Genomic DNA, 24472 nt, shown 5'->3' with positions numbered 1-24472 from the left:
TACTTCTTCCGCTGACTCCGGGCAGAGGCGCCGCCACGCGCCGCTGAGCGCCGCCGTGCGACCCGTACGGGTCGCTCCCGCGCGTGCCGCTCCCTCCCCTTTCCGCCCGTCCGGACCCCGCCCCGCAGCGCCCTTCCGCGCGTCGTCCGGGGCACCTCGTCTCAGGGAAGCCACCCACCCATGACTGTTCAGCACGATCGTGCCCAGCTGACCATGAAGAACGTCTCCAAGGCGTACGGAGACCGAACCGTCCTCGACCAGGTGTCGCTCACCGTCCGCCCCGGCGACCGCGTGGGCGTGATCGGTGAGAACGGATCCGGGAAGTCCACACTGCTCCGGCTGATGGCCGGGGCGGAGAAGCCGGACGCCGGCGACATCACCGTCCGGTTCCACGCCGGCATCGGCCATCTCGCCCAGACCCTCGCGCTCGCCGCCACCCGCACCGTGCAGGACGCCGTCGACACCGCCCTCGCCGAACTGCGCGAACTGGAACGGCGGATCCGCACCGCAGAAGCCGAACTCGCCGTGTCGGACACCCCCACCGAGGCCGAACTCACTGCATACGGCGACCTGTTGACAGCGTACGAGGAACGTGACGGCTACCGGTCCGACGCCCGGGTCGACGCGGCGCTGCACGGACTCGGTATCGGTCACCTGACCCGTGACCGACCCCTCGGCACCCTGTCCGGTGGTGAACAGTCCAGGCTCGCGCTCGCCTGCGTGCTGGCCTCCGCCCCCGAACTGCTGCTGCTCGACGAGCCGACCAATCACCTCGACCACCGTGCCACCGACTGGCTGGAGGAGCATCTCCGCGCCCACCGGGGGACCCTCGTCGTCATCACCCACGACCGGGCCTTCCTGGAGCGCACCACCACGGTGATCCTGGAGGTCGACCGGGATCTGCGCACCGTCGTCCGGTACGGGGACGGCTGGGACGGCTACCGCACCGCAAAGGCCGCCGCCCGGCGCCGCTGGGCGCTGGACCACCAGGAATGGCTCGACGAGGTGGCCCGTACCGAGGAGCTTGTCGGCGCCGCGGGCCGACGGCTGGCCGGCGCCGGAAAGGACCCCCACGAGGGCTGGGGCAAGCACCGCCGCTCGCACGAGGCCAAGCTGTCGGGGCAGGTCAGGGCGGCCAGAACCCGACTGGACGAACTGCGGCGGTCACCCGTGCCCGCCCCGCCCAGGCCGCTGCGCTTCACCGCCGACCTGGCCGTGGCGGCCGACGGTGAACCGCAGCCGGAGCCCCTGGCGGAACTCGACTCCATCGTCGTCGGCGACCGGCTCCACCTGCCCGCCTGGCAGGTGACTGCGGGACAGCGCCTGCTGGTCACCGGGCCCAACGGCGCCGGAAAGACCACCCTGTTGCGGGTTCTGGCCGGAGACATCCGACCCGACCGGGGCACCGTCCGCCGCCGGGCCAGGATTGGCTACCTCCCGCAGGAACTTCCGGCCAGGCCGACCCGCCGCTCCCTGCTCGCGACCTTCGCGGCCGGGCGCCCCGGCCGACCCGACGAGTGGGTTGAGCAGCTCCTGGCCCTGGGCCTGTTCCGGCCGGAGGACCTGACAGTGCCCGTGGCCGACCTCTCCGTCGGACAGCAGCGACGGCTCGCCATCGCCCGGCTCGTCACCCGCCCGGCCGATCTGCTAGTGCTCGACGAGCCGACGAACCACATCGCGCTCGGCCTGGTGGAGGAGCTGGAGGCGGCACTGGCCCAGTACCGGGGAGCGGTGGTCGTGGTCTCGCACGACCGCAGCTTCCGCAGCCGGTTCACCGGCGACCGGTTCGAACTCCGTGCCGGACGACCGGCCGCCGGGCACCGCACGTAGAGTGCGTGCCGCACCAGCGACGCGATTCGAGACACCCGGAGCAGCAGCTGTGAGAGTGATCATTTTCGGCGCCACCGGGATGGTGGGCCAGGGCGTGCTGCGGGCCTGTCTGCTCGACGACCGGGTCGAGAGCGTCCTGATCGTCGGCCGTACGACGTCCGGCGTGCGGCACCCCAAGGTCCGTGAGGTCCTCCACGGCGACTTCAAGGACTTCTCCGCGATCGACGCCGAACTCACCAGTCTCGACGCGTGCTTCTACTGCCTGGGCGTCACCTCCACGGGTATCGGCGAGGAGGAGTACACCCGCATCACCTACACGTACACCCTGGCCGCGGCCCGCGCGGTCGCCGCCCACAACCCGGGGCTGACCTTCACGTACGTCTCCGGAGAAGGCACGGACAGCACCGAGAAGGGCCGCTCTGTGTGGGCGCGGGTCAAGGGGCGCACGGAGAACGAGCTGCTCGCGATGGACTTCCACGCGTACATGTTCCGGCCGGGCTACATCCAGCCGCTGCACGGCGCCACGTCCAAGACCTCCTTGTACCGCTGGATGTACCGGGGCGTCTCCTGGCTGTATCCGGTGCTCCGGCGGATCATGCCGAGCCACGTGACGACCACCGACGACCTGGGGCGCGCCATGATCGCCGTCGTCGGACGGAAGGGCTCCGGCGAACACATCCTGCACAGCCCGGAGATCAACCGCGCAGCCGGCGCCTAAGGGCTGTCCCGTCATCCTTGGCGGGCGCACGACGACAGCTGCGGCACCTCGCCGCGTTGTCGGAACGCCCGAATACACACAGTATGAGGACGCTCCTCCGCCTTGCGATGCACCACATCTGACGCCGCGCGCTGATCCACCAGGGATGACGGGGGACAGCCCTTAGAGGCCGGCGTCTTCGACCAGCTCCACCGCATCCTGCTCGCCGAGCTCAATGCAGCCGGCCAGCTCGACTGGTCCCGGGCCTGCGTGGATGGCTCCCACATCCGCGCGAAAAGGGGGCGCCGACACCGGTCCGTCGCCGGTCGACCGGCGGAAGACGGGCAGCAAACACCACCTGATCTGCGACGGACGCGGCACTCCACTCAAGGTCATCACCACTGGGTGGATTCAATCGGTCGTCGCAACACCTCGTGATCAGCGAGGTGTGGGATGGTTCGTCGTCAGCAGGCAGCTGATCGGGCGATTCGGCCAAAGTTGAGGTCTCCGGGGCATCCGAAATTTCAGCGTCATATCGAAGCGGCGTTCTGGGATGCAATCGCCATGGGTCTCCTCGCGGAGGAAGCGGCCGGGGTTATCGGCGTGGCGCCGGCGGTGGCCACGCGCTGGTTTCGGCAGTGTGGCGGCATGCGACCGTTCGATCCGAAGCCGCATTCGGGCAGGTACCTGTCGTTCTCTGAGCGGGAGGAGATCGCGCTCCTCAACGCCCAAGGCATGGGCGTTCGTGAAATCGCTCGGCAAGTCGGCCGTGATCCGGGGACGATTTCCCGTGAGTTGCGGCGCAACGCGGCCACCAGGGGTGGGAAGCTCGATTACCGGGCCTCGGTCGCGCAATGGAAGTCGGACATGGCCGCCCGCCGTCCGAAGACATCGAAGCTGGTCGCCAATCCGCGGTTGCACGCGTACGTCCAGGAGCGGCTGTCCGGAAAGATCAGCACGCCTGGCGGCGGGGCGATCGCAGGACCTTCGACAGGCGCGTGGACGGGGCGGAACAAGCCGCACCGCAAGGACCGCGCGTGGGTGCAGGCGTGGAGTCCGGAGCAGATCGCGAACCGGATCAAGGTTGATTTCCCGGATGATGAGTCCATGCGCATCAGCCACGAGGCGATCTACCAGGCTCTCTACGTTCAGGGCCGCGGGGCGCTGAAGCGGGAGCTGATCTTGTGCCTTCGCACGGGCCGCGCGCTGCGTGCCCCGCGCGCTCGTTCGCGCCGTAAGACCTGGGCGCATGTGACGCCCGAAGCGCTGATCAGTGAACGGCCTGCCGAAGTCGAGGACCGTGCCGTTCCTGGCCACTGGGAAGGCGACCTGATCATCGGGCTGGAGCGGTCCGCGATCGGCACTGTCGTCGAGCGGTCAACTCGATTCACGATGTTGGTTTACCTGCCGCGCGAGGAAGGGTACCGGCACAAGCAATCGGTCAAGAATGGTCCTGCGCTGGCCGGTTATGGGGCGATCACGATGAAGGCCGCCCTCGCCAATACGATGTCGACGCTGCCCGAACAGCTGGCACAGTCGCTGACCTGGGATCGTGGCAAGGAGATGTCGGCCCATGCGCAATTCAGAGTCGAGACGGGCATTCCCGTGTTCTTCGCCGATCCGCATAGTCCGTGGCAGCGCGGCACAAACGAGAACACCAATGGACTCTTGCGCCAGTACTTCCCGAAAGGCACTGATCTCTCGAGATGGTCCGCCGAGGAAGTCGAGGCCGTCGCTCACACTCTCAACAGCAGACCCCGCAAGACGCTCGGTTGGAAGACGCCCGCCGAGGCGTTCAACGAGCAGCTACAGTTACTTCAACAAGCTGGTGTTGCAACGACCGGTTGAATCCGGTCTGCAGCGAACGTCAACGACGTCACCCAGACCCTCGCCCTGGTCGACGGCATCCCGCCCGTCGCGGGCAGGCCCGGCCGGCCCCGCCGACGCCCAGAAGCCCTGCTCGGCGACAAGGGCTACGACTCGAACCCGAACCGCGATGAGCTGCGCAAACGCCGGATCCTGCCCGTCATCTCCCGCAAGGGCTGCCCGAACATCAATGACATGGGCAAGCTCCGCTACGTCGTCGAGCAGACCTTCGCCCTGCTCCACCAGTTCAAACGACTCGCCGTCCGCTGGGAACGCCGCACCGAACTCCACGACGCCTTCGTCTCCCTCGCCTGCAGCCTCATCTGCTGGCGCCGGCTCTAAGGATTGTCGTACTGGTGATACCTGCGTACTTGAATGCGAGCACGGCCCTCAGGGCCTCTCCGGCGGGTTGCGGCACCGGCCATCCGTCCCTGCGTCGCCGGTGGCCCACTCCCGGCAGGTGTCACTCGAATGGAGTAACCAAACGCGCCACCCACATGGGTGAAGATCAAGCTGAGTAGTGCCCCAACCGAGGCAATCCGTGAAAGGGAAACCACATGCGCATTCGACGAACTCTCGCCGCCGTCACCGCCACGGCAGCCCTCGCCGGACTCGGCCTCACAGGTGCCGTCACCGCCACGGCCGCCACCCATAACGCCACCGCCACCGCCCCCACCGAAAGCCTCACCCCGGGTGAGTGCGTGGACGGCGGCGGAAAGGTGGTCGGGATGAAGTGCGTCGGCGGTACGGGCGACGGGCAGATGGTCGACTAACGCCCACTGGGCGCCCCGCAGCCACGCGCCGCGGGGCGCTCCCGCGCGAGCATGCTGCAACATCACGTTTACACCGAGATACGTACGCCACTAAGAGCGTCCGCCAGTAGGTCATCGGATGCGTGGGTTTCGGGGTCGGGTGTTCCAGCGGTAGAGGGGCCAGGAGCGTCGGATCAGGCAGCGGACGGTGATGATGGCGGCGGCCAGGGCGAGGAAGAACTCGATGGCCGCTCTCCGACGTTCGGTGCAGCGTCGGAGTTTGCCGAAGTTGTTCATCCAGGAGTTCGTGCGCTCTACCACCCAACGGCCGCCGGTCTGGATCGGGGTCTTCGCGCCGCGCGCGGCGATGCGCGCATCGATCCCGCGGGCGGCCAGGTCGTCGTGGACCATCTGGTAGTCGTATCCGGCATCCAGGGCAAGGCGCGGGTGCTTGGGCAGCGGCCCGAGGGTCGGCTCCAGGGCGGTGAAGCGGTCGAGGGTAGCGGGCAGCAGGGTGTGGTCGCGGGCGTTGGCCGGTGCGGGCTCGGTGACCAGCGGTATACCGGTACCGTCGGTCAACTGCGAGCGTTTCATGCCGAGTTTGGCTCGGTCGACCGGGCTCCTGCCGGCGCACTCGCCACCAGAGGGCGCCTTGGTGATGCAGCCATCGGCGCTCAGGCGGTCGAGTTCGAGGCCGATCATGCGGTCGTAGGCGGAGAGCGCGATCAGCCGCAAGGTCTCCATCACGCCAGCGGCGATCCACTCGTCGCGGCGCCGGCGCAAGGTGGTGGCCGAGCAGTGCTCGTCGGCGGCACGTTCGTATCCGCAGCCGAAGACCAGGACCTGTACCAGGCGGTCGAAGACGAGCGCATCGCTGATCCTCGGGTTGTGGCAGCCCAGCGGGTGCCGGTCCTCGCGCACGGGCAGCAGCGCGAGGAACTGGTCGCGGATCGGGGCGAGAATGCATGATGGGACAGCAGGCACGGATCCCCCGGTGATCATGAAGCATAGAGAGCTCCATGATCGGGCGAACCGTGTCTGCCCTGCTATCGCCTACTCGCATACACCTTGGGGAAGTTGGCGCACTGTCGCTGGTTTGCAGCCGAACCCGGGCTCAGGGTGCTCGGCAGCAGTGGGCACCGGTTCATCCCCGCCGTCAGCGGTTGAGGAAGGAGTAGCTGCGGCCGAGCTCGGTGAAGCCGCGGCAGGAGTACCACTCGCGCGGCCAGTCGGTCGCGTCCGCGACGAGGAAGAGCTGCGGGATCCCGGCAGAGGCGGCCAACGCCAGCCCTGTGGCGAGCAAGGTGTCTCCGTGGCCCTGCTTACGGTGCAGCACAGCGGTGACGAGGTCCTCCAGCTGAGCCAGCCCGGCGGTTCGGTCGAGGTAGAGGTCGGCCCAGGCCGCGACCTCCCCATCCGGTGTCCGGGCGGCCAGGAAGGACACCTTCTCGGCGCCGCGCAGGCGGGCGGTACGGCGCTCGGTGAGCTGTCGAGCGAGATCCTCGTCCAAGCCCCAGTCCAGCTGCTGGCGGAACACCGCCGCTCGCAGCTCGGCCAGCTCGACCGGGTGCGCGGCAGGTTCGGGCAGCGCGCAGCCAGCTGTCTCCCGGGCCAGTATCAGCTCGGTGTCCCGGTCGTAGCCGGCCGCCGCCAGCACCGGGGTGGCCCGCTCCCCGAGCGCCTCGTCCAGCACCGTGATCCGGTACTGCTGGCGCGGTCCGAGGCCCTGCGCAGCCAGTTCGGGCAGTGCGGCCGGGTCGGCGTCTGAGGCGTGGACGATCAGTTGGTTGTGCTCCTGGGATTGGGGGAAGTCCGAGTCGCGGACGGCGAAGGCCCCGGGCAGCTCGACGGTCTCAGAGGCCTGGCGGCGGGCGAAGGCGGCGCGGAAGGCGGTCACGCGCTCAAGCAGATCCGACATCTTTGTCATGATCGTCCCGCCCACTGCCGGGGGCAACACCTTTTCCCTACCGGCGGACGCTCTTACACAGCGTGTGCCGCCCCCACCCAGCGGTGCGGGGGCGGCACACGCTGCGGCGGTCCTCCGTTCCGCACCCCGATCACGGCACAATCCTGATTCCGTCCTGGTGATTGGAGCGTGCCCATGCCCGTCCTGTTTCGTGAGGCATGGGCCACCCTCGTACCGGACATGACCGACCGGCACGGGCCGTTGCCGCCCATGATGCTCGCCCTGACCGTCGTCACCGGACTGGTCGACGCGGTGAGCTTTCTGCAGCTCGGCCGGGTCTTCGTCGCCAACATGACCGGCAATGTGGTCTTCTCCGGCTTCGCGGTGGCCGGAGCCCCGGGCTTCTCGGTCACCGCCTCGCTCGTGGCGCTCGTCTCGTTCATCGCCGGTGCGGTGCTCAGTGGCCTGCTCGTGCACCGTCACGCCCACCGGGGCAAGATGCTCCAGTACGCGCTCCTGGCCGAAACCCTGTGCTTCACGGCCGCCGTGATCGTCACCCAGACGTCCGGCAGCCCGTACGTCGGCGAGGTCCGCTTCACCCTCATCGTGCTGCTCGCCCTGGGCCTCGGCGTGCAGAACGCCGCCGCGCGTGCCCTCGCGGTCCCCGACCTCATGACCACCGTGCTGACCCTCACCATCACCGGCATCGCCGCCGACAGCCGCCTCGTCGGAGGGACGGGCAGCAAGGCAGGGCGACGGGTGCTCTCCGCCTGCGCCATGCTGCTCGGCGCCGTCGCCGGCACCTTCGCCTTCCTGCACGGACACCCGGCGCTGCCGCTGCTCTTCGCTCTGATCATCCTGGCCGGGGTGACTGCGGCCGCAACCGTACTGGCGCGCGCCGATGCCCCGTGGATCCGCCCGCTCGCCAAGAACTGACACGCCGTCGGGCCCGACGGGGCAGGACCTGACGCCCGGCGGTCACGGTGCGAGTGACCGCAGATACGCGGCGGTTTCCTGATCGGCGGGCAGAAACGTCTCGATCGCCAGCTCGGACACCGTCACGTCCATCGGCGTATTGAACGTCGCGATGGAGGAGACGAAGGACAGCACCCGACCGTCGTGCTCGATCACCAGCGGCAGCGCGAACGACAGCGCCGAAAGCGGCCGCGCCGGCTCGTCCCGACCGCCGGAGAACTCCTCGGGGAGCGGATAGGCGGCGACCTCCTCGTACAGCTCGCGCAGCTCCGCCGACCGGACCAACGCGATCTGACGCTCCATCTGTGCCAGCAGATCGGCCCGCCACTCGCGCAGATTGCGGATGCGCGGTGCCAGACCCTGCGGATGGAGGGTGAGCCGCATGGCGTTCAGCGGCGGCGTTAGCAGATGCTCCGCCACCCCGTCCAACAGCATCGCGATACCCCGATTGGCGGCCACCACGGTGTACGTGCCGTCGACGACGAGTGCCGGATACGGGTCGTACCCCTGCAACAGCTGCTCCATGCCGTCGCGCAGCGCGCCCATCGCCGGGTCGTCGAAGGCGGTCTCGGCGTACCGGGGCGCGTAACCGCCCACGAGCAGAAGGGTGTTGCGTTCCCGGACCGGTATGTCGAGGTGCTCGGCCAGCCGCAGGATCATCTCTTCGCTGGGGCGGGAACGCCCCGTCTCGATGAACGAGATGTGGCGGGCCGAGGAGTCGGCGCGCAGGGCCAGCTCCAGCTGACTGATCCGGCGCTGCTCCCGCCAGCTGCGCAGTAGTGGCCCTACCCCCGTGTCAGGCGCGACAGTTGTCATACGGAGACCGTAACGTCACCGCCACCGCCCATCACCGACCGACCTCGTGAGGGAGCCGCCCCGTGCCCACCGAACCGCTGTCGCAGAAAGAGATCGAGGACCGGCTGCGCGAGCTGCCCGGCTGGGCGCTGGAGGGAGACCGGATCACCCGCACGTACCGGCTCGCCTCGCACTTCGCCGCCGCCGCGCTGACCGTCCATGTCGCCCAGATCCAGGACGAGCTGAACCACCACTCGGATCTGACACTCGGCTACAACACCGTCTCCCTGGCGGTGCACACGCACGACGCGGGCGGCGTGGTCACCGAGAAGGACATGACGCTGGCGGCGCGGCTGGAGGCGATCGCTCCGGGGCACGGGGCGCACTGACGGAGGGGGACGCCGCGCACAGGAGGAACGGGGTGCCCGCGCTCGTCAGGGCGCGGGCCATGACACGCGCCGGCGGGAGCGTGGCCCGGCACGGCCCGCGTGTCCGTCCCAGCGGTTCGGGGTGCCGTGGCCTGGGTACGTCTGTGCGCCATGCGGATCACGAAATACACCCACGCATGTGTACGGCTTGAACACGAAGGCCGAGTGCTCGTCATCGATCCCGGGACGTGGAGCGAGCCTGCCGCCCTGACCGGTGCCGACGCCGTGCTGGTGACTCACGAACACGCCGACCACATCGACGCCCTTCGCCTGGCGGGACTCGGTGTGCCGGTCCACGCCCCCGCCGAAGCGGACATTCCACGGCTGCAGGTCACCGGGGTGTCCACCGGCGATACGTTCACCGCCGCCGGCTTCCGTGTACGGGCGGTCGGCGGCCGTCACGCGTTCATCTACGGTGACCAACCGGACTGTGCGAACCTCGGTTACATCGTCGACGAGGCGCTCTACCACCCCGGTGACTCGCTGCACGTGCCCGACCAGCCGATCGAGACGCTCCTGGTCCCGGCCCACGGCTCGTGGATGAAGACGGCGGAGGCGATCGACTTCGTCAAGGCGATCGAACCGCAGCGGGCCTTCGCAATCCACGATGCCCAGATCAACGAGCGCGGCCTCAGCAGCCTCAACGGGTGGCTCGCCCAGGAGACCGACAGCGGCTACCGGTATCTGAGGCCCGGCGAATCGGCCTGAGAGATGCGCCGGAAGACCCGCCGCGGGACGATCTTGCAGCGCCTCAGCGTGCCGTGGCCGGGCGCAGCGCATCGGAGGGTGGGCCTACGCCGACGCCTCCGGCTCTGCGTACGGAGCCGGAGGCGTTGTGCGTGTGCGGCGGTCAGGAACGAGGACGGTCGGCCTGCTCGCTCCGCTCCGCGTTCTTCTCCTTGATGCGCACTGCTTCCTTCCGGACCTCGGCCTGGGTGGCGCGTTCCTTCTGCAGCCACTCGGGGAGGTCCTTCTTCAGCGCGTCGATCTGCTCCGTGGTGAGGGCGTCCGTGATTCCGCCCCGGGCCAGACCCGAGATGGAGATGCCGAGCTTCGCCGCGACCACCGGGCGCGGGTGCGGGCCGTTGCGGCGCAGCTCCTGCAGCCACTCGGGCGGATCGGCCTGCAGCGCGTTCAGCTCGCTGCGCGAGACGACACCCTCCTGGAACTCGGCGGGGGTGGCCTCGAGGTACACACCCAGCTTCTTTGCCGCGGTCGCGGGCTTCATCGTCTGGGTGGTCTGGTGGGACGTCATGGTGTCAAGAGTAGCGAGCGTGTGCGATACCTCCGACCACGACCGGTAACCTGGCGGGGTGACAGGCTCCCAGGTACCCCCTTCTTTCCGGCTCGCTTATGTACCGGGCGTGACGCCGACGAAGTGGGTGCGTATCTGGAACGAGCGGCTGCCGGACATCCCGCTGGCCCTCGTCGCGGTGACTCCTGCCGAGGCCCCGGACGTGTTGCGGGCCGGTGGTGCCGACGCGGGTTTCGTGCGGTTGCCGATGGACCGGACGGACCTCAGCGCGATCCCTCTCTACACCGAGACGACGGTGGTCGTGGTCCCGAAGGACCACCTGATCGCGGCGGTCGAGGAGGTGTCCGTGGACGATCTGGCCGACGACATCGTGCTGCATCCCCTCGACGACACCCTCGACTGGGAGCGTCCGCCGGGACAGTCCGCGAACGAGCGCCCCGCCACGACTGCGGATGCCATCGAACTGGTGGCGGCCGGGGTGGGTCTTCTCGTCGTCCCGCAGTCCCTGGCCCGTCTGCACCATCGCAAGGACCTCACGTACCGGCCGGTCACCGGTGTCCCCGAGTCGCGCGTCGCGCTGTCGTGGCCGGAGGATGCGACCACCGACATGGTGGAGGACTTCATCGGGATCGTCCGCGGCCGCACCGTGAACAGTTCCCGGGGGCGCACCGCCACTGCGCCACAGCCGAAGGAGCGCAAGCGCCCCGACGGGGGCGACGCACGGCGCAAGCCCGCAGCCGGCAAGTCGGCGGGCAGGAGTCCGCGGGGCGGGTCCGCCGGATCCGGCGGCTCCAAGGGCGCCAAGCGCGGCAAGCCCCGCCGCCGGTCGTAGGCCCGGACTTCGCCCGCATCCACGCGTTCCCGGCTTTCCCCATCCGGGATTCGGCCCGGTGACCTACAGTCGCACGCATGTTGGACTACAACACCGAAGCGGCTGTCTACGACGCGACCCGCGGCGGCGTGCCCAGGGCCGAATCCGCAGCCCGCGCCGTGCTGGACCTGGTCCCGGAATCCGCCCGCACGCTGCTGGACATCGGTTGCGGTACGGGGCTCGTCGGCGAACGGATCGTGCTCGCTCGGCCCGGATTGAAGGTGTTCGGTACCGACGCCTCGTACGGCATGGCGAGGTTCGCCCGGCAGCGGATCGGCGCGGTGGCGCTCGCCGACGCGCGGCGGCTGCCGCTGGCTGACGGCGCGGTCGATGCGGTCGGGGCGATCTGGCTGCTGCATCTGCTGCGAGGAGCGGGGGACGTGCGGGCGGTGGTGTCCGAAGCGGCCCGGGTACTGCGGCCCGGCGGGGTGTTCGTCACCACGGTCGACAAGGACGCGGCGCACGACGTGGGCAGCGACATCGACGAGGCGTTCGCCCCGTATCTGAGGCCGAGGCCGTCCGACCGCGAGGAGCTGGTCGTCGGCTACGGGGCGGAGGCCGGGCTCGACGTCATGGGAGAGGCCCGCTTCCTCGGCCACGGCCAGGGGCGGACGCCGCGGTCGGCGGCGCGCGCGGTGCGCAAGGGCGACTTCGTCTCGCGCCTGGAGCTGCCGGGGGAGGCGGCCGAACAGCTGGCGGCGGCGCTGCTGGGCCTGCCCGACCAGGACCGGCCGCGCCCCGATCCCGAGTACCGGCTGGTGGTGTTCCGGCGCCGGGGCTGAGCCGGGCCGGTACCTGCCGGTCCGGCCCTTCCCGCAGCGCCGGCCGGGTCCTTTCGGGACCACCGGAGCGACGGCCGGTTGCCGAATCGGCAACAAAGTTTGCCGGACGTCCGATGCGCAGGGAATGTTGTGCGCATGGACAGCCACGCCGGTCACGGACCTCACCACGACGCCGCCCGCGGCCCCCACGACCGCGCCGCGCACCGTCACCACCACGACAGCGCCGACTTGGACTGGGACGTCATGGCCCCGGTTCTGGAGAAGAACGCCGAGCTCAGCAGCGCGCAGTACCGAGAGGCCGCCCAATGGATCGCGAGTCTGCCGAACGCCCCGCGGGTACGCCGGGTCCTCGACATCGGCAGCGGTCCCGGCGTGGTCACGTGTCTGCTCGCCGAGATGTTCCCCGAGGCCGAAGTCGTTGCCGTGGACGGCACCCCGGCGCTCCTGGAGCGCACCCGGGCCCGCGCCGAACGGCTGGGTCTCGGCGATCGCGTCCGCACCCTGCACGCCGAACTCCCTGACGAGCTGGCCACGCTGGGGGCCGCGGACATCGTCTGGGCGGGCAACGCGCTGCACCATATGGGTGACCAGCGCGCCGCCCTCGCCGGGTTCGCCGGTCTGCTGCGCCCCGGGGGCACCGTCGCCCTCGTCGAGGGCGGGCTGCAGCCCCGTCAGCTGCCGCGCGACATCGGGATGGGCCGGCCGGGTCTGGAGGCCAGGCTCGATGCGGTGACCGCGGACTGGTTCGAGGGTATGCGGGCGGCCCTGCCGGAGGCCAAGCGGGAGATCGAGGACTGGAGCGCCCTGTTCGCCGCAGTGGGGCTGTCGCCGCAGGGCACCCGCAGTTTCCTCCTCGACCTTCCCGCACCGCTCCCCGACCGGGCCCGCGACCCTGTCATCGCCGAATTCGCCCGGCGGCGAGAGACGTACGTCGACGCGCTCGAGGACGACGACCTCGCCGTACTCGACCGGCTGCTCGACCCCGACGACCCGGCGGGGCTGCGCCGGCGCCCGGACGTATTCCTGCTCACGGTGCGCACGGTCCACCTGGGTCGGCACACCTGACCAGGCAGAAGGCGGTCTCTCGTGCGGGCGGCGGCCGCGAGGCCCGGTGGTGTCGCGGCAGCCGAGAACCGGGGCTGCTTGCTCACCATGAATCGATCGAAGGGGGCACTGAGCCCTGGCGCCGGACGTCCGGCAGGGAGGATGGCGCTGATCATCGGGGCTCCACGCGGCACGGCCCGGACCACAGTCCACTCCACGGGGATCAGCAGACGGAGACGGATTCGCCGCGTCCGTCTGCGCCACTGCGGCTGAGCACGAGCCCCCGCGCAGTGAGATCCCGAGCCCGGTCACGCCGGCGTCACACCACGGCAATGCCCCCCGTTCCACGATGGCCGGTACGGGGCAGGCGCATCCCACCTTCGCAAGCAAGGACACTGTCATGGTGAGAAGAATCCGGCACCGAAAAGCTTCTCTGATAGGCGCATCGTGCCTGGTCACGATGATCGTCGGCGGGACGGGCGCGGTGAGCGCCGCGGCAGCGCCGCAGGGCCTGGCCACGGCCGCGGCGCCGGGCACGCATATCTGCCTCCAGACGGAGCCACCGATCTGTCCCGAGCATCCCTCGGGTATGCAGCCAGGAAATGTGGAGCGGGGGCAGGGCAGGCCGAACAATCGGCTGGAGCAGCCACAGGGGCCGGGCACGTCGAGCACCCTGCTGCTGGAGGTGGGCAGGGGGCAGAACCCGGAGGGCGGGATCCGGATCCGTCCCACGAACCCGCCTCCCGTGCTGACGCCTTCGACGGGGCTGGGCAACTGCAGGTGCGTCACGGCTCCGTGCGTGTGCCCGAACGGTCTCCCGCCGACGCCGTGACCATGTCTGCGTGAAGGCCCGGTGGCGGAGTGCAGCGCGACAGGACAGTCCTCAGACGACCGGCTCCAACTGCCACCACTGGCCGGGGGAGTCGGTGTCCTCCCCCTGCTGGACGTTGGCGCCGTCCGCCGTACTGCCGTCGGCCACTTCGAGGACGAGGCCGCTGATGAAGCTGACCAGCGTCACGGTGCCCGATGCCTCCAGGTGCTGTTCGATCAGCCACTCCTGGGCGCCGTAGTTGTTGGCTTTCCACTGCTGGACGTTGGCGCCGTTCTCCGTGGAGGCGTTGGCGACGTCCAGTCGTTTGCCGCTGTGGACGTTGGTCAGGTGGTAGAGGGCGGCGCCCTCGTGCACGGGGGAGAGCTGCCACTGCTGGGCGCCCGCCCCGTCCTCCCTCTCCCTGCCCTGCTGCACATTCGCGCCACTGCCCCTGGCGGAGCCGTGGACCTCCAGCAGCAGCCCGCTGCCGACATTGCGCAGCCGGTACGGACCGGCTGCGACGACGGGCGCGGTCTCGCCGCTCATGTGCGGTCCTCCAGGGTCAGGCATGCGACCGCCGCCCGGCGGGAGGCCGGGCGGCGGTCGTGCGCGATGCGGTGGTGGAGCGGCAGGGCTCAGGCGCCTGCGTTGAACTCGCCCGGGTTGGGGCCGAGACGCCTGTCCTCGTCCAGCGCGGCGAACGCGGCGAGGTCGTCGGCGTCCAGCTCGAAGTCGAACAGATCGATGTTCTCAGCGATCCGCGACGGCGTCACGGACTTCGGAATCACCACATTGCCCGTCTGGAGGTGCCAGCGGAGTACCACCTGCGCGGGCGTGCGACCGTGCTTCCGGGCGATCGCGACGACCGTCGGAACCTCCAGGAGACCCCGGCCCGAACCCAGCGGCGACCAGGCCTCGGTCGCGATGCCGTGCTTGGCGTGGAAGGCGCGCGACTCGGCCTGCTGGAGCTGCGGGTGCAGTTCGATCTGGTTGATCACGGGGACCACGGAGGTCTCGCCGAGCAGGCGCTCCAGGTGCTCGGGCAGGAAGTTCGAGACACCGATGGCCTTCGCGCGCCCGTCCGCGTAGATCCTCTCGAAGGCCTTGTAGGTGTCGATGTACGCGTCCTTGGCCGGCACCGGCCAGTGGATCAGGTACAGGTCGACATAGTCGAGACCCAGCTTCTCCAGCGAGGCGTCGAAGGCGCGGAGCGTGGAGTCGTAGCCCTGTTCGCTGTTCCACAGCTTTGTGGTGATGAACAGCTCTTCGCGGGCGACACCGGAGGCGGCGACGGCCTCGCCGGTGCCCTTCTCGTTCTCGTAGATCGCGGCGGTGTCGATGCTCCGGTACCCGGACTCGATGGCCGTCGTGACCGCCTCCGCGGCCTCGCTGTCCGGCACCTGCCAGACACCGAACCCGAGCTGCGGCATCTCGATGCCGTTGTTGAGGGTGAGGGAGGGGACCTTGCTCACGAGCGGTCGATCCTTACGTCGTCGGTTTCGTACTCCCATGGTCAACGATCAAGGGCCGTGATGCATTCCCCTGCGAGAGGCATTTCAGGACTGCTCCCCGCGGGCGGCACCTCAGCCGTACAGCGCGTCGACCTCGGTCGCGTACGCCGTCTCGATCGCCTTCCGCTTCAGTTTCAGCGACGGGGTCAGCATGCCGTGCTCCTCGGTGAACTGATGCGCCAGAATCCGGAACGTACGGATCGACTCGGCCTGCGACACCGCCGTATTGGCGGCCACCACCGCCCGCCGGACCTCCATCTCCAGATCCGGGTCGCGCACCAGGTTCGCCGCGTTCATCGGCGGCCGCCCCTGCATCGAGAGCCAGTGGTCGACGGACTCCTGGTCCACAGTCACCAGCGCCGCGATGTACGGCCGGTCGTTGCCCACCACGATGCACTGCGCGACCAGCGGATGCGCCCGGACCCGCTCCTCCAGGCCGGCCGGCGACACACTCTTGCCGCCCGACGTCACCAGGATCTCCTTCTTCCGCCCGGTGATGGTCAGATAGCCGTCCTCGTCGAGCGCGCCCAGGTCGCCGGTGGCCAGCCAGCCGTCGTGCAGCACCGCGTCGGTGGACTTCGGGTCGCCCAGATAGCCGCCGAAGACATTGCCGCCGTACACCCACACCTCGCCGTCGTCGGCGATGTGCACGGTGGTGCCGGGGATCGGCTGCCCGACCGTGCCGTACCGGGTGCGCTCCGGCGGATTGGCGGTGGCTGCCGCCGTCGACTCGGTCAGCCCGTACCCCTCGTAGACCGTGATGCCCGCGCCCTCGAAGAACAGGCCGAGCTGCCGCTCCATGCCGGAGCCGCCCGACATGGCGTGCCGCACCCGGCCGCCCATCGCGTCGCGGACCTTCTTGTACACGACCTTGTCGAAGAACTGGTGCTGCATCCGCAGCCCCGGCGACGGGCCGGGGCCGGTGCCGAACGCCTTGTGCTCCATCGCCTCCGCGTACTTCACCGCGACGTCGAAGGCCTTGTCGAACGGCCCGAGCTTGCCCTCGGCCTCGGCCTTGCGCCGGGCCCCGTTGAAGACCTTCTCGAAGATGTACGGCACCGCCAGGATGAAGGTCGGCCGGAACGTCACCAGGTCCGGCATCAGTGCCTTCGCCGACAGCTCCGGCTGATGGCCCAGCTTCACCCGGCCGCGGATCGCCGTGATCTCCACCATACGGCCGAAGACGTGCGCCAGCGGCAGGAAGAGGAGCGTCGCGGCCTCGTCGCCCGGTTTGGAGTGGAAGACCGGCTCCCAGCGCGAGGCCATGGTGTCCGTCTCGAACATGAAGTTGGCGTGGGTGATCACACAGCCCTTGGGGCGGCCCGTCGTCCCCGAGGTGTAGATCACGGTCGCCACGGACTCGGGCGTCACCGCCCGCCGGTGCCGGTGCACGACCTCGTCCTCGACATGGGCGCCCGCGTCGACGAGCTCGGCCACCGCGTCGGCGTCCAGCTGCCACAGCCGTCTCAGCAGCGGCAGCCGGTCGATCACCGAGGCGATCGTCATCGCATGGTCCTCGTGCTCGACCATGACGGCGGACACCTCGGCGTCGTGCAGCATCCAGAAGACCTGCTCCGCCGAGGACGTCGGATAGACGGGGACGGACTGCGCGCCGACCGTCCACAGTGCGAAGTCGAAGAGGGTCCACTCGTAGCGGGTGCGGGACATCAGGGCGACCCGGTCACCGAACCGGACTCCATGGGCGATCAGCCCCTTGGCGAGCGCGAGCACCTCGTCGCGGAACGTGGCCGCGGTGACATCGCGCCACTGTCCGGCCGCGTCCTTCCGGCCGAGCGCGACCCGGTGCGGATCCTCCTCCGCGTAGTCGAAGACGGCATCAGCCAGCCCGCCGACATGGGGCGCGGCCGCCATGGGTGGGACCGTGAACTCGCGCAATGAACTGCTCCTTGTGGCGCTCCGCACAGCGCCGTGACGCTACCCGATCGGACGGCGCAGCGGGAGAGCCCCGAAGCGGCGGACAGTGTGGGATATGCACAGGTCAGCCACAGATATCCGGCCAGATGGGCAAGGCTCGGGCGCGCTTCTGCCGGAGGAGTATGCAGCTCGCGCGGGAATCTCCACCGAATCTGTACGCCACGGTCACGCGCCGTCGCGTCCGCCGATCGCGTTGATCCCCCCGACGGAACGGATGAGCCGGTCGCCCCCCGCCAGGATCGCCGCCGCAAGAGCATCCGCGGCCTCCTGCGCCGCGTCCCGGCGTCGGCCGTGCAGCAGGACGAAGTCCACATCGCCGAGTTCCGGCAGACCCGCCCTGGCCGGCACCGGGGCCAGTCCCGGCGGGATGAGGCCGCGGGTGTGCGCCATGACGCCCAGCCCGGCGTGGGCGGCCGCGATCAGTCCGCTCAGACTCGTGCTCGTGCAGGCGACCCGCCAGGACCTGCCGTGCTCCTCCAGCACCTCCAGAGCGCGGGCGCGGGTGATGCCCGGCGGCGGGAAGAGGACCAACGGAACCGGGCGGTCCGGATCGACCCGCACATGCGGTGCACCGATCCAGGTCAGCGCGTCCTGCCAGACCAGCTCGCCGTGCGTGTCGCCGGCCCGCCGCTTGGCGAGCACCAGATCGAGCCGGCCCGCCGCCAGCTGCTGGTGCAGCGTGCCGGACAGCTCCACGGTCAGCTCCAGCTCGACGTCCGGGTGGTCGCGGCGGAACGCCTCGAGGATCTCCGGCAGCCGGGTCAGTACGAAATCCTCGGAGGCCCCGAACCGCAGTCGGCCGCGCAGCCGCGTCCCGGTGAAGAACGCCGCAGCCCGCTCGTGGGCCTGCAGGATCGTCCGCGCGAAGCCGAGCATCGCCTCACCGTCCACGGTGAGATCGACCCGGTGCGTGTCCCGGGTGAACAACTGCCGTCCCGTCGCATCCTCCAGCCGCCGCACATGCTGGCTGACCGTCGACTGCTGCACACCCAGCCGGCGGGCGGCCTGGGTGAAACTCAGCGTCTGGGCGACGGCGAGAAAGGTACGCAGCTGCGCAGGGTCGTACATAGCGCCCAGGCTATCGCGAAGCGTGATGACAGTGAGAGTGGTATATGGGATTCCCGATTGCGGTGATCAAGAGCAGGATGGAGAGGGCACGACCTGAACGAGAGACACGTGGAGCACATGAGCCGCCGCACAATGAAGCTGCCGTCCTGGCTGCCGATCGACCCCTACATCCTCGCGTTGATCGGCACCGTCGTGCTTGCGGCGCTGCTGCCCGCGTCGGGCGCCGCCGCCGATGTGGCGGGCGGCGTCTCCACCGGAGCGGTCGCCCTCCTCTTCTTCCTGTACGGCGCCCGCCTCTCGACCGCCGAGGCGCTCGACGGCCTCAGGCACTGGCGGCTCCATCTGACGGTCCTGGCCTGCACGTTCGTCGCGTTCCCGCTGCTGGGGCTGGCGGGTGAGGGCCTCGTTCCGTACGTCCTGACACCAGAGCTCTACAGCGGCTTCCTCTTCCTCTGCCTCGTCCCGTCGACGATCCAGTCGTCGATCGCCTTCACCTCGATCGCCCGCGGCAACGTGCCCGCGGCGATCTGCGCGGGCTCCTTCTCCTCGCTCGCCGGCATCTTCGTCACGCCGCTGCTCGCCGCCGCACTGCTCGGCAACAGCGGCGGCGGATTCTCCGCGGACGCGCTGCTGAAGATCGGGGTCCAGCTGCTGCTGCCGTTCGCTGCCGGGCAGTTGCTGCGCCGCTGGATCGGCGGTTTCCTCACCCGGCACAAGAAGGTGCTCGGCTATGTCGACCGGGGATCGATCCTGCTGGTCGTCTACACCGCGTTCAGCGAGGGCATGGTCGCCGGTATCTGGCACCAGGTCACCCCGGTCCGGCTCGGCGCGCTGCTCGTCGCCGAAGCGGCGCTGCTCGCGCTGATGCTGGCATTGACCTGGTACGGGGCGAAGCGGCTCGGCTTCGACCGGGGGGACCGGATCGCCATTCAGTTCGCCGGTTCGAAGAAGAGCCTGGCCTCGGGCCTGCCGATGGCGAGCGTGCTCTTCGGGGCGCAGGCGAGCCTGGCCGTGCTGCCGCTGATGCTCTTCCACCAGATGCAGCTGATGGTGTGCGCGGTGATCGCGAAGCGTCGCTCGCGCGACCCGGAGGAGGAGTTCCGGGAGCGGCCGACGGCTCCGGCCGGCGGCCGGATGGCGGAGGAGCCGGTCGCGGTGGGCTGATGCGCCCGCCCGCGGGGTTGCGTGGACCGTGTGCGGCGTCGTTCGACGATGCACTCAGGGGGGAGGGACCGGCCGGCGCAGGGGGCGCTCCCCGCCGGCCGGACCCCTGACCCGTGTCGCGGGCCGGGCGGCTCAGCCCGTGCCGACCGTCGCCTCCAGGGCGATGCGGTGGTCACCCGCGTACACGTTCATGGACGGACCCCGCAGAAAGCCGACCAGGGTCAGTCCGGTCTCGGCCGCCAGATCGACGGCGAGCGACGACGGTGCCGAGACGGCGGCGAGCACCGGGATCCCGGCCATCACCGCCTTCTGGGCCAGTTCGAACGAGGCCCGTCCCGACACCAGCAGGATCGCCCGGGACAGCGGCAGCCGGCCGTCGGTCAGCGCCCGGCCCACGAGCTTGTCGACCGCGTTGTGCCGGCCGACGTCCTCCCGGATGTCGAGCAGTTCCCCCGTCTCGGAGAACAGTGCCGCCGCGTGCAGACCCCCGGTCCGGTCGAAGACCCGCTGCGACTCGCGCAGCCGGTCGGGGAGGGCCGAGAGCAGCGCGGGCTCGACCCGGACCGGGGGAGTGTCTGCGATGGGGTGCCGGGTGGTGGTGCGGACCGCGTCGAGGCTCGCCTTGCCGCACAGCCCGCAGGACGACGTCGTGTAGACGTTGCGCTCGAGCGTGATGTCGGGGACCTCCACGCCGGGTGCGAGCTTCACATCCACCACGTTGTACGTGTTCACGCCGTCCGCCGTCGCCCCTGCGCAGTACACGATCGACTGCACTTCGGACCCGTCGCCGATCACGCCCTCGCTGACGAGGAACCCCGCGGCCAGCGCGAAGTCGTCGCCGGGCGTGCGCATCGTGATGGCCAGCGGCCGGCCGTTCAGCCGGATCTCCAGGGGCTCCTCGGCGACAAGGGTGTCGGGGCGGGCGGAGACCACTCCGTCCCGGATGCGGATGGTGCGGCGGCGCTCGGTGACCCGTCCCATGGCGGTTAAACCCGATTCTGTACGTGTTGGAAGCCGAAACGGCCCTTGATGCAGAGATTGCCATGGCCGTGGGTCACCGGGTTGTCGTGCGGTGAGGTGACCTTGGCGATCTCATTGTCCTGCACATGGAGGGTGACGTTGCGTCCGACACCGCAGTGGACACACGCCGAGTCGGTGAGCGGCGCCTCGTGCTCCGTGGAGATGCGGGCGTCGAAGCCGCGGCCCGCGACGGCGAATCCATTCGGCCGCCCGCGGGCGATGAGACTGACCTCGGCGTCGGCGTGGTGCAGGGCGGCCCCGGCATGGGCGCCGATCGCACCGGCGCCGACAACTGTGACTTTCACGGGGCTCTCCGTTCGGTAAGGGACCGAGCGAGGGAACAGGAGACGACGTCAAGTCGACAGAATATTGTCTACAGTATGCGGAGAGGGGGGTCAAGGCTGTCGTCAAGCCTCCAACCCCCGGCCGGTAATCCTGTGGGATCACGTGCCCCCGTACCGGGCGGTAGCCACCAAGACTGGATAGTTCCTGCCATACGTAGCGAGGGGACCCGTACATGACCGGCTCACGTGTAGTGGCGCTCGGCCACTATCAGCCCGCCAGGGTGCTCACCAACGACGATCTGGCCGCCATGGTCGACACCAGCGACGAGTGGATCACCAGCCGTGTCGGGATCAGGACCCGCCATGTGGGAGGTCCTGACGAGCCGGTGGACGAGCTGGCCGCGCACGCGGCGGCCAAGGCGCTGGCCACGGCCGGTCTGCTCCCTGCGGATATCGATCTGGTCCTCGTCGCGACCTCCACCGCAATCGACCGTTCGCCGAGCATGTCGGCTCGGGTCGCCGCCCGCCTCGGTATGGGTTCGCCGGCCGTGATGGACATCAACGTCGTCTGCTCCGGCTTCACCCACGCCCTGGCCACCGCTGACCACGCCATCCGGGCGGGCGCCGCCACCCGGGCGCTGGTGATCGGTGCCGACAAGATGGGTGATGTCGCCGACTGGACCGACCGCTCCAGCTGTGTCCTCCTCGGCGACGGCGCGGGCGCCGCGGTCGTGGTCGCGGACCCGCAGGGAGGCGGCGACGCCGCGCCCGGAATCGGGCCCGTGCTGTGGGGCTCGGTGCCGGAGATGGGCCGTGCGGTACGGATCGAGGGGACGCCGCCGCGCTTCGCCCAGGAGGGGCAGTCCGTCTACCGCTGGGCCACCACCCAGCTGCCGCCCATCGCGCGCGAGGTGTGCGAAAGGGCCGGTGTCGCCCCCGAGGACCTCGGCGCGGTGGTACTGCATCAGGCCAACTTGCGGATCATCGAACCGGTTGCCAAGAAGATCGGTGCGGTCAACGCGGTCATCGCCCGGGATGTGGTGGATTCGGGCAATACATCCGCGGCCTCGATCCCGATGGCCCTGTCCAAGCTGATCGAACGTGGCGAGGTCGAGAGCGGCGCCCCGGCGCTCCTTTTCGGATTCGGCGGGAATCTCTCGTACGCGGGTCAGGTGATCCTCTGTCCCTGAGCCCCATTGCGCTCGGTAGACTGTAGACGATAAGCAATTGCTCGTCGCCCGGAGGGGGACCGCGATGTTGTCCACAGGACTGCCGCAAGGGGCCGTGCCGAAGCTGGAACGGCCCGGTCCGCTGCGCGAGCGCGTCTATGAGGCGCTGCTCGAACTGATCACCACGCGTGCGCTCCGCCCCGGCCAGCATCTGGTCGAGAGCGAGCTCGCGGGGCACCTCGGTGTGTCCCGCCAGCCAGTGCGCGAGGCGTTGCAGCGGTTGAACACCGAGGGCTGGGTCGATCTGCGGCCCGCGCAGGGTGCGTTCGTCCACGAACCCACCGAGGAGGAGGCGGACCAGCTGCTCTCGGTCCGTACGCTCCTGGAGGCGGAGGCCGCCCGGCTGGCCGCGGCCAATTCGGGCACGGCCGGCATTGCCGCGCTGGAGGAGCTCTGCGCCAAGGGTGAGCAGGCCGTCGCCGCCGACGATGTGGATCTCGCCGTTGCCACCAATGCGGAGTTCCATGCCAAGGTCATGGAGCTGGCGGGCAATGTCGTCCTCGCCGAACTCGCCGGACAGGTCGACCGCCGGGTCCGCTGGTACTACACGCCGGTGGCCCGCCAGCGTGGCACCCAGTCCTGGATCGAGCACCGCGCCCTGATCTCGGCGATCTCCTCGCGCGACGAACAGCGCGCCACGGAGGTCATGCGGGCTCACACGGAGCACACCCGCAGGACCTACCACCAGCGCGAAGAGGGCTAGAGCCTTACGTTCGGATCAGGGCCGGGGCGTGGCGCCCCGGCCCTTTCTGCGTTGCCCGCCGCGCGACCGTCCCCGCGTCGCGGGGACCTCGTGTCGGCGAAGGCGTACGTCTTTGTCCTGCGGGTGGAGAAAGTTGGAGCGGATTCCTGCTCAACTTCTTCCCACTCCGGGCAAGCGCTGCTACGTTCCACTCGAAAGCCCGACGGACAAGGCCGACGCGGCGGGGAGGGGCGCGTGAGACGTATGACGGCACGACCCGCGAATGCGCATCAGGCGCGGCTACTGCGGCTGTTGCGCGACGGCGGGCCCAACTCGCGGGCGCAGCTGGGGGATCAGGTCGACCTCTCCCGTTCCAAGCTCGCCGTCGAAGTGGACCGGCTGCTGGAGACCGGACTTGTCGTGGCCGACGGACTCGCCGCCTCCCGTGGCGGCCGCCGTTCGCACAACATCCGGCTCGCTCCCGCACTGCGCTTCCTCGGCGTCGACATCGGTGCCACATCGATCGATGTGGCAGTCACCAACGCGGAGCTGGAGGTCCTCGGTCACCTCAACCACCCCATGGACGTACGCGAGGGGCCCGTCGCGGTCTTCGAGCAGGTGCTGTCCCTGGCTGCCAAGCTCCGGGCCTCCGGGCTCGCGGAGGGCTTCGACGGCGCGGGCATCGGCGTACCCGGACCGGTCCGCTTCCCCGAAGGCGTACCGGTCGCACCCCCGATCATGCCCGGCTGGGACGGCTTCCCGGTCCGCGAGGCGCTCAGTCAGGAACTGGGCTGCCCCGTCATGGTCGACAACGACGTGAACCTGATGGCGATGGGGGAGCAGCACGCGGGCGTCGCACGCTCCGTGGGCGACTTCCTCTGCGTCAAGATCGGTACCGGCATCGGCTGCGGAATCGTCGTCGGCGGCGACGTCTACCGCGGTACGACGGGCAGCGCGGGCGACATCGGCCATATTCAGGTCGAGCCCGACGGGCGTGCCTGCGCCTGCGGCAACCGGGGTTGCCTGGAAGCCCACTTCAGCGGCGCGGCGCTCGCCCACGACGCCGAGGAGGCGGCACGGTCCGGACAGTCGCCGGAGCTCGCGGCCCGGCTGGAGGCGGCCGGTCGGCTCACCGCCGCCGATGTCGCCGCGGCGGCCGCGGCCGGAGACGAGACCTCGCTCGATCTGATCCGCGAAGGCGGCAACCGGGTCGGTCAGGTCATCGCCGGACTCGTCAGCTTCTTCAACCCCGGACTGGTGGTGATCGGCGGTGGTGTGACCGGCCTCGGCCACACGCTTCTGGCCAGCGTCCGGACCCAGGTCTACCGGCAGTCCCTGCCGCTGGCCACCGGCAATCTCCCCATTGTGCTGGGTGAGTTGGGACCGGCCGCAGGAGTGATCGGCGCCGCCCGGCTCATCAGCGACCACCTGTTCTCACCGGCCTGATCACCGGCCGGCTGCACGTCACCAGCGAGATATCGGAAACCGAGCACCACCCGTACCTGGCACAGCCTTGCCCGCTCACCGGCCCTTCCCACGCTCTCGGCTTCGCTCGAGCAGGGGAGAC

The 24472-nt window shown here is 69.8% G+C and carries 25 protein-coding genes and 1 pseudogene; 16 read left to right on the top strand and 10 right to left on the bottom strand.

The window, feature by feature from the left end; genetic code table 11:
• Positions 1–180: 180 nt before the first annotated feature.
• The 6 genes and pseudogenes from abc-f to LRD69_RS00180 all read left to right on the top strand — a co-directional run bounded on the left by abc-f (position 181) and on the right by LRD69_RS00180 (position 5166).
• Positions 181–1830 carry a ribosomal protection-like ABC-F family protein gene (gene abc-f / locus LRD69_RS00205; protein WP_277324490.1) on the top strand — a complete coding sequence of 550 codons (1650 nt, stop codon included), beginning with the start codon at positions 181–183 and terminating at the stop codon, positions 1828–1830.
• Between the two features lie 49 nt (positions 1831–1879).
• The gene (locus LRD69_RS00200) at positions 1880–2548 is read left to right on the top strand and encodes an NAD-dependent epimerase/dehydratase family protein (RefSeq protein ID WP_277324489.1); all 669 of its coding nucleotides are present in this window, start codon (positions 1880–1882) and stop codon (positions 2546–2548) included.
• Between the two features lie 165 nt (positions 2549–2713).
• A pseudogene (locus tag LRD69_RS00195) lies at positions 2714–2933 on the top strand (IS5/IS1182 family transposase); the annotation flags it as partial.
• A gap of 47 nt (positions 2934–2980) precedes the next feature.
• Complete coding sequence (locus tag LRD69_RS00190) at positions 2981–4375, top strand: IS30 family transposase (RefSeq protein WP_277324488.1); 1395 nt, start codon at positions 2981–2983, stop codon at positions 4373–4375.
• Positions 4376–4735: a transposase gene (locus tag LRD69_RS00185; RefSeq protein ID WP_277329572.1), complete on the top strand. Its 360-nt coding sequence runs from the start codon at positions 4376–4378 to the stop codon at positions 4733–4735.
• 215 nt (positions 4736–4950) lie between these two features.
• A complete protein-coding gene (locus tag LRD69_RS00180; protein WP_277324487.1) occupies positions 4951–5166 on the top strand; it encodes a hypothetical protein in 216 nt (71 codons plus the stop codon).
• A gap of 111 nt (positions 5167–5277) precedes the next feature.
• Here the strand turns inward: LRD69_RS00180 and LRD69_RS00175 are convergent, their stop codons facing one another.
• Complete coding sequence (locus tag LRD69_RS00175) at positions 5278–6129, bottom strand: IS5 family transposase (RefSeq protein WP_277324486.1); 852 nt, start codon at positions 6127–6129, stop codon at positions 5278–5280.
• 172 nt (positions 6130–6301) lie between these two features.
• The gene (locus tag LRD69_RS00170; protein WP_277324485.1) at positions 6302–7063 is read right to left on the bottom strand and encodes a GNAT family N-acetyltransferase; all 762 of its coding nucleotides are present in this window, start codon (positions 7061–7063) and stop codon (positions 6302–6304) included.
• Positions 7064–7246: 183 nt separating this feature from the next.
• Here LRD69_RS00170 and LRD69_RS00165 point away from each other — a divergent pair, with 183 nt between their 5' ends.
• Entirely contained in the window at positions 7247–7987 is a 741-nt protein-coding gene (locus LRD69_RS00165; protein WP_277324484.1) for a YoaK family protein, read from the top strand.
• 42 nt (positions 7988–8029) lie between these two features.
• Here the strand turns inward: LRD69_RS00165 and LRD69_RS00160 are convergent, their stop codons facing one another.
• Entirely contained in the window at positions 8030–8842 is an 813-nt protein-coding gene (locus LRD69_RS00160; RefSeq protein WP_277324483.1) for a helix-turn-helix transcriptional regulator, read from the bottom strand.
• A gap of 62 nt (positions 8843–8904) precedes the next feature.
• On the opposite strand from LRD69_RS00160, the gene LRD69_RS00155 reads away from it, so the two are divergent.
• Together LRD69_RS00155 and LRD69_RS00150 are read left to right on the top strand one after the other, a co-directional pair.
• Positions 8905–9210 carry a 4a-hydroxytetrahydrobiopterin dehydratase gene (locus LRD69_RS00155; RefSeq protein WP_277324482.1) on the top strand — a complete coding sequence of 102 codons (306 nt, stop codon included), beginning with the start codon at positions 8905–8907 and terminating at the stop codon, positions 9208–9210.
• A gap of 150 nt (positions 9211–9360) precedes the next feature.
• Positions 9361–9957 (top strand): MBL fold metallo-hydrolase, encoded by a 597-nt coding sequence (locus LRD69_RS00150; protein WP_277324481.1) that lies wholly within the window; start codon positions 9361–9363, stop codon positions 9955–9957.
• 142 nt (positions 9958–10099) lie between these two features.
• Here LRD69_RS00150 and LRD69_RS00145 read toward each other — a convergent pair whose 3' ends face one another.
• Positions 10100–10504, bottom strand: a complete 405-nt coding sequence (locus tag LRD69_RS00145) for a DUF5997 family protein (RefSeq protein ID WP_277324480.1) — start codon at positions 10502–10504, stop codon at positions 10100–10102.
• Positions 10505–10562: 58 nt separating this feature from the next.
• On the opposite strand from LRD69_RS00145, the gene LRD69_RS00140 reads away from it, so the two are divergent.
• The 3 genes from LRD69_RS00140 to LRD69_RS00130 all read left to right on the top strand — a co-directional run bounded on the left by LRD69_RS00140 (position 10563) and on the right by LRD69_RS00130 (position 13222).
• Positions 10563–11336, top strand: coding sequence for a LysR family substrate-binding domain-containing protein (locus LRD69_RS00140; protein WP_277324479.1), 774 nt, complete (start codon positions 10563–10565; stop codon positions 11334–11336).
• 77 nt (positions 11337–11413) lie between these two features.
• On the top strand, positions 11414–12157 hold the full coding sequence (locus tag LRD69_RS00135) for a class I SAM-dependent methyltransferase (protein WP_277324478.1): 744 nt from the start codon (positions 11414–11416) through the stop codon (positions 12155–12157).
• A 135-nt stretch (positions 12158–12292) separates the two neighbouring features.
• Positions 12293–13222 (top strand): class I SAM-dependent methyltransferase, encoded by a 930-nt coding sequence (locus LRD69_RS00130; RefSeq protein WP_277324477.1) that lies wholly within the window; start codon positions 12293–12295, stop codon positions 13220–13222.
• Positions 13223–14084: 862 nt separating this feature from the next.
• Here the strand turns inward: LRD69_RS00130 and LRD69_RS00125 are convergent.
• The 4 genes from LRD69_RS00125 to LRD69_RS00110 form a co-directional block, all read right to left on the bottom strand.
• Positions 14085–14558, bottom strand: a complete 474-nt coding sequence (locus LRD69_RS00125; RefSeq protein WP_277324476.1) for an RICIN domain-containing protein — start codon at positions 14556–14558, stop codon at positions 14085–14087.
• A gap of 89 nt (positions 14559–14647) precedes the next feature.
• Entirely contained in the window at positions 14648–15484 is an 837-nt protein-coding gene (locus tag LRD69_RS00120) for an aldo/keto reductase (protein WP_277324475.1), read from the bottom strand.
• A 111-nt stretch (positions 15485–15595) separates the two neighbouring features.
• Positions 15596–17395 carry a long-chain fatty acid--CoA ligase gene (locus tag LRD69_RS00115; protein ID WP_277324474.1) on the bottom strand — a complete coding sequence of 600 codons (1800 nt, stop codon included), beginning with the start codon at positions 17393–17395 and terminating at the stop codon, positions 15596–15598.
• 228 nt (positions 17396–17623) lie between these two features.
• Positions 17624–18535, bottom strand: coding sequence for a LysR substrate-binding domain-containing protein (locus LRD69_RS00110; RefSeq protein WP_277329571.1), 912 nt, complete (start codon positions 18533–18535; stop codon positions 17624–17626).
• A 108-nt stretch (positions 18536–18643) separates the two neighbouring features.
• Here LRD69_RS00110 and LRD69_RS00105 point away from each other — a divergent pair, with 108 nt between their 5' ends.
• Complete coding sequence (locus tag LRD69_RS00105) at positions 18644–19690, top strand: bile acid:sodium symporter family protein (RefSeq protein WP_277324473.1); 1047 nt, start codon at positions 18644–18646, stop codon at positions 19688–19690.
• 132 nt (positions 19691–19822) lie between these two features.
• Here the strand turns inward: LRD69_RS00105 and fdhD are convergent, their stop codons facing one another.
• Entirely contained in the window at positions 19823–20671 is an 849-nt protein-coding gene (gene fdhD / locus LRD69_RS00100) for a formate dehydrogenase accessory sulfurtransferase FdhD (RefSeq protein WP_277324472.1), read from the bottom strand.
• Between the two features lie 5 nt (positions 20672–20676).
• Positions 20677–21015, bottom strand: coding sequence for a 2-dehydropantoate 2-reductase N-terminal domain-containing protein (locus LRD69_RS00095; protein WP_277324471.1), 339 nt, complete (start codon positions 21013–21015; stop codon positions 20677–20679).
• A 212-nt stretch (positions 21016–21227) separates the two neighbouring features.
• Between LRD69_RS00095 and LRD69_RS00090 the strand changes: the two genes are divergently transcribed.
• The 3 genes from LRD69_RS00090 (at position 21228) to LRD69_RS00080 (ending at position 24351) form a co-directional block, all read left to right on the top strand.
• Complete coding sequence (locus LRD69_RS00090) at positions 21228–22184, top strand: beta-ketoacyl-ACP synthase III (protein WP_277324470.1); 957 nt, start codon at positions 21228–21230, stop codon at positions 22182–22184.
• A 64-nt stretch (positions 22185–22248) separates the two neighbouring features.
• The gene (locus tag LRD69_RS00085) at positions 22249–22926 is read left to right on the top strand and encodes a GntR family transcriptional regulator (RefSeq protein ID WP_277324469.1); all 678 of its coding nucleotides are present in this window, start codon (positions 22249–22251) and stop codon (positions 22924–22926) included.
• Between the two features lie 243 nt (positions 22927–23169).
• The gene (locus tag LRD69_RS00080) at positions 23170–24351 is read left to right on the top strand and encodes an ROK family transcriptional regulator (RefSeq protein WP_277324468.1); all 1182 of its coding nucleotides are present in this window, start codon (positions 23170–23172) and stop codon (positions 24349–24351) included.
• Positions 24352–24472: the final 121 nt, after the last annotated feature.

Origin of the sequence: Streptomyces sp. JH14 (assembly GCF_029428675.1) — a bacterium.
GTDB lineage: Bacteria > Actinomycetota > Actinomycetes > Streptomycetales > Streptomycetaceae > Streptomyces.
The sequence above is the reverse complement of the archived record's forward strand: the minus strand, read 5'-3'. Positions and strand labels throughout refer to the sequence as shown.

Excerpts from the sequence above, each read along its gene's own strand:
- LRD69_RS00125 (WP_277324476.1), bottom strand. The coding sequence starts at position 14,558 with ATGAGCGGCGAGACCGCGCCCGTCGTCGCAGCCGGTCCGTACCGGCTG.
- LRD69_RS00190 (WP_277324488.1), top strand. The coding sequence starts at position 2,981 with ATGGTTCGTCGTCAGCAGGCAGCTGATCGGGCGATTCGGCCAAAGTTG.
- LRD69_RS00180 (WP_277324487.1), top strand. The coding sequence starts at position 4,951 with ATGCGCATTCGACGAACTCTCGCCGCCGTCACCGCCACGGCAGCCCTC.
- LRD69_RS00080 (WP_277324468.1), top strand. The coding sequence starts at position 23,170 with ATGACGGCACGACCCGCGAATGCGCATCAGGCGCGGCTACTGCGGCTG.
- LRD69_RS00085 (WP_277324469.1), top strand. The coding sequence starts at position 22,249 with ATGTTGTCCACAGGACTGCCGCAAGGGGCCGTGCCGAAGCTGGAACGG.
- LRD69_RS00160 (WP_277324483.1), bottom strand. The coding sequence starts at position 8,842 with ATGACAACTGTCGCGCCTGACACGGGGGTAGGGCCACTACTGCGCAGC.
- LRD69_RS00150 (WP_277324481.1), top strand. The coding sequence starts at position 9,361 with ATGCGGATCACGAAATACACCCACGCATGTGTACGGCTTGAACACGAA.
- LRD69_RS00090 (WP_277324470.1), top strand. The coding sequence starts at position 21,228 with ATGACCGGCTCACGTGTAGTGGCGCTCGGCCACTATCAGCCCGCCAGG.
- LRD69_RS00105 (WP_277324473.1), top strand. The coding sequence starts at position 18,644 with ATGAGCCGCCGCACAATGAAGCTGCCGTCCTGGCTGCCGATCGACCCC.
- LRD69_RS00130 (WP_277324477.1), top strand. The coding sequence starts at position 12,293 with ATGGACAGCCACGCCGGTCACGGACCTCACCACGACGCCGCCCGCGGC.
- abc-f (WP_277324490.1), top strand. The coding sequence starts at position 181 with ATGACTGTTCAGCACGATCGTGCCCAGCTGACCATGAAGAACGTCTCC.
- LRD69_RS00165 (WP_277324484.1), top strand. The coding sequence starts at position 7,247 with ATGCCCGTCCTGTTTCGTGAGGCATGGGCCACCCTCGTACCGGACATG.
- LRD69_RS00145 (WP_277324480.1), bottom strand. The coding sequence starts at position 10,504 with ATGACGTCCCACCAGACCACCCAGACGATGAAGCCCGCGACCGCGGCA.
- LRD69_RS00170 (WP_277324485.1), bottom strand. The coding sequence starts at position 7,063 with ATGTCGGATCTGCTTGAGCGCGTGACCGCCTTCCGCGCCGCCTTCGCC.
- LRD69_RS00135 (WP_277324478.1), top strand. The coding sequence starts at position 11,414 with ATGTTGGACTACAACACCGAAGCGGCTGTCTACGACGCGACCCGCGGC.
- fdhD (WP_277324472.1), bottom strand. The coding sequence starts at position 20,671 with ATGGGACGGGTCACCGAGCGCCGCCGCACCATCCGCATCCGGGACGGA.
- LRD69_RS00115 (WP_277324474.1), bottom strand. The coding sequence starts at position 17,395 with ATGGCGGCCGCGCCCCATGTCGGCGGGCTGGCTGATGCCGTCTTCGAC.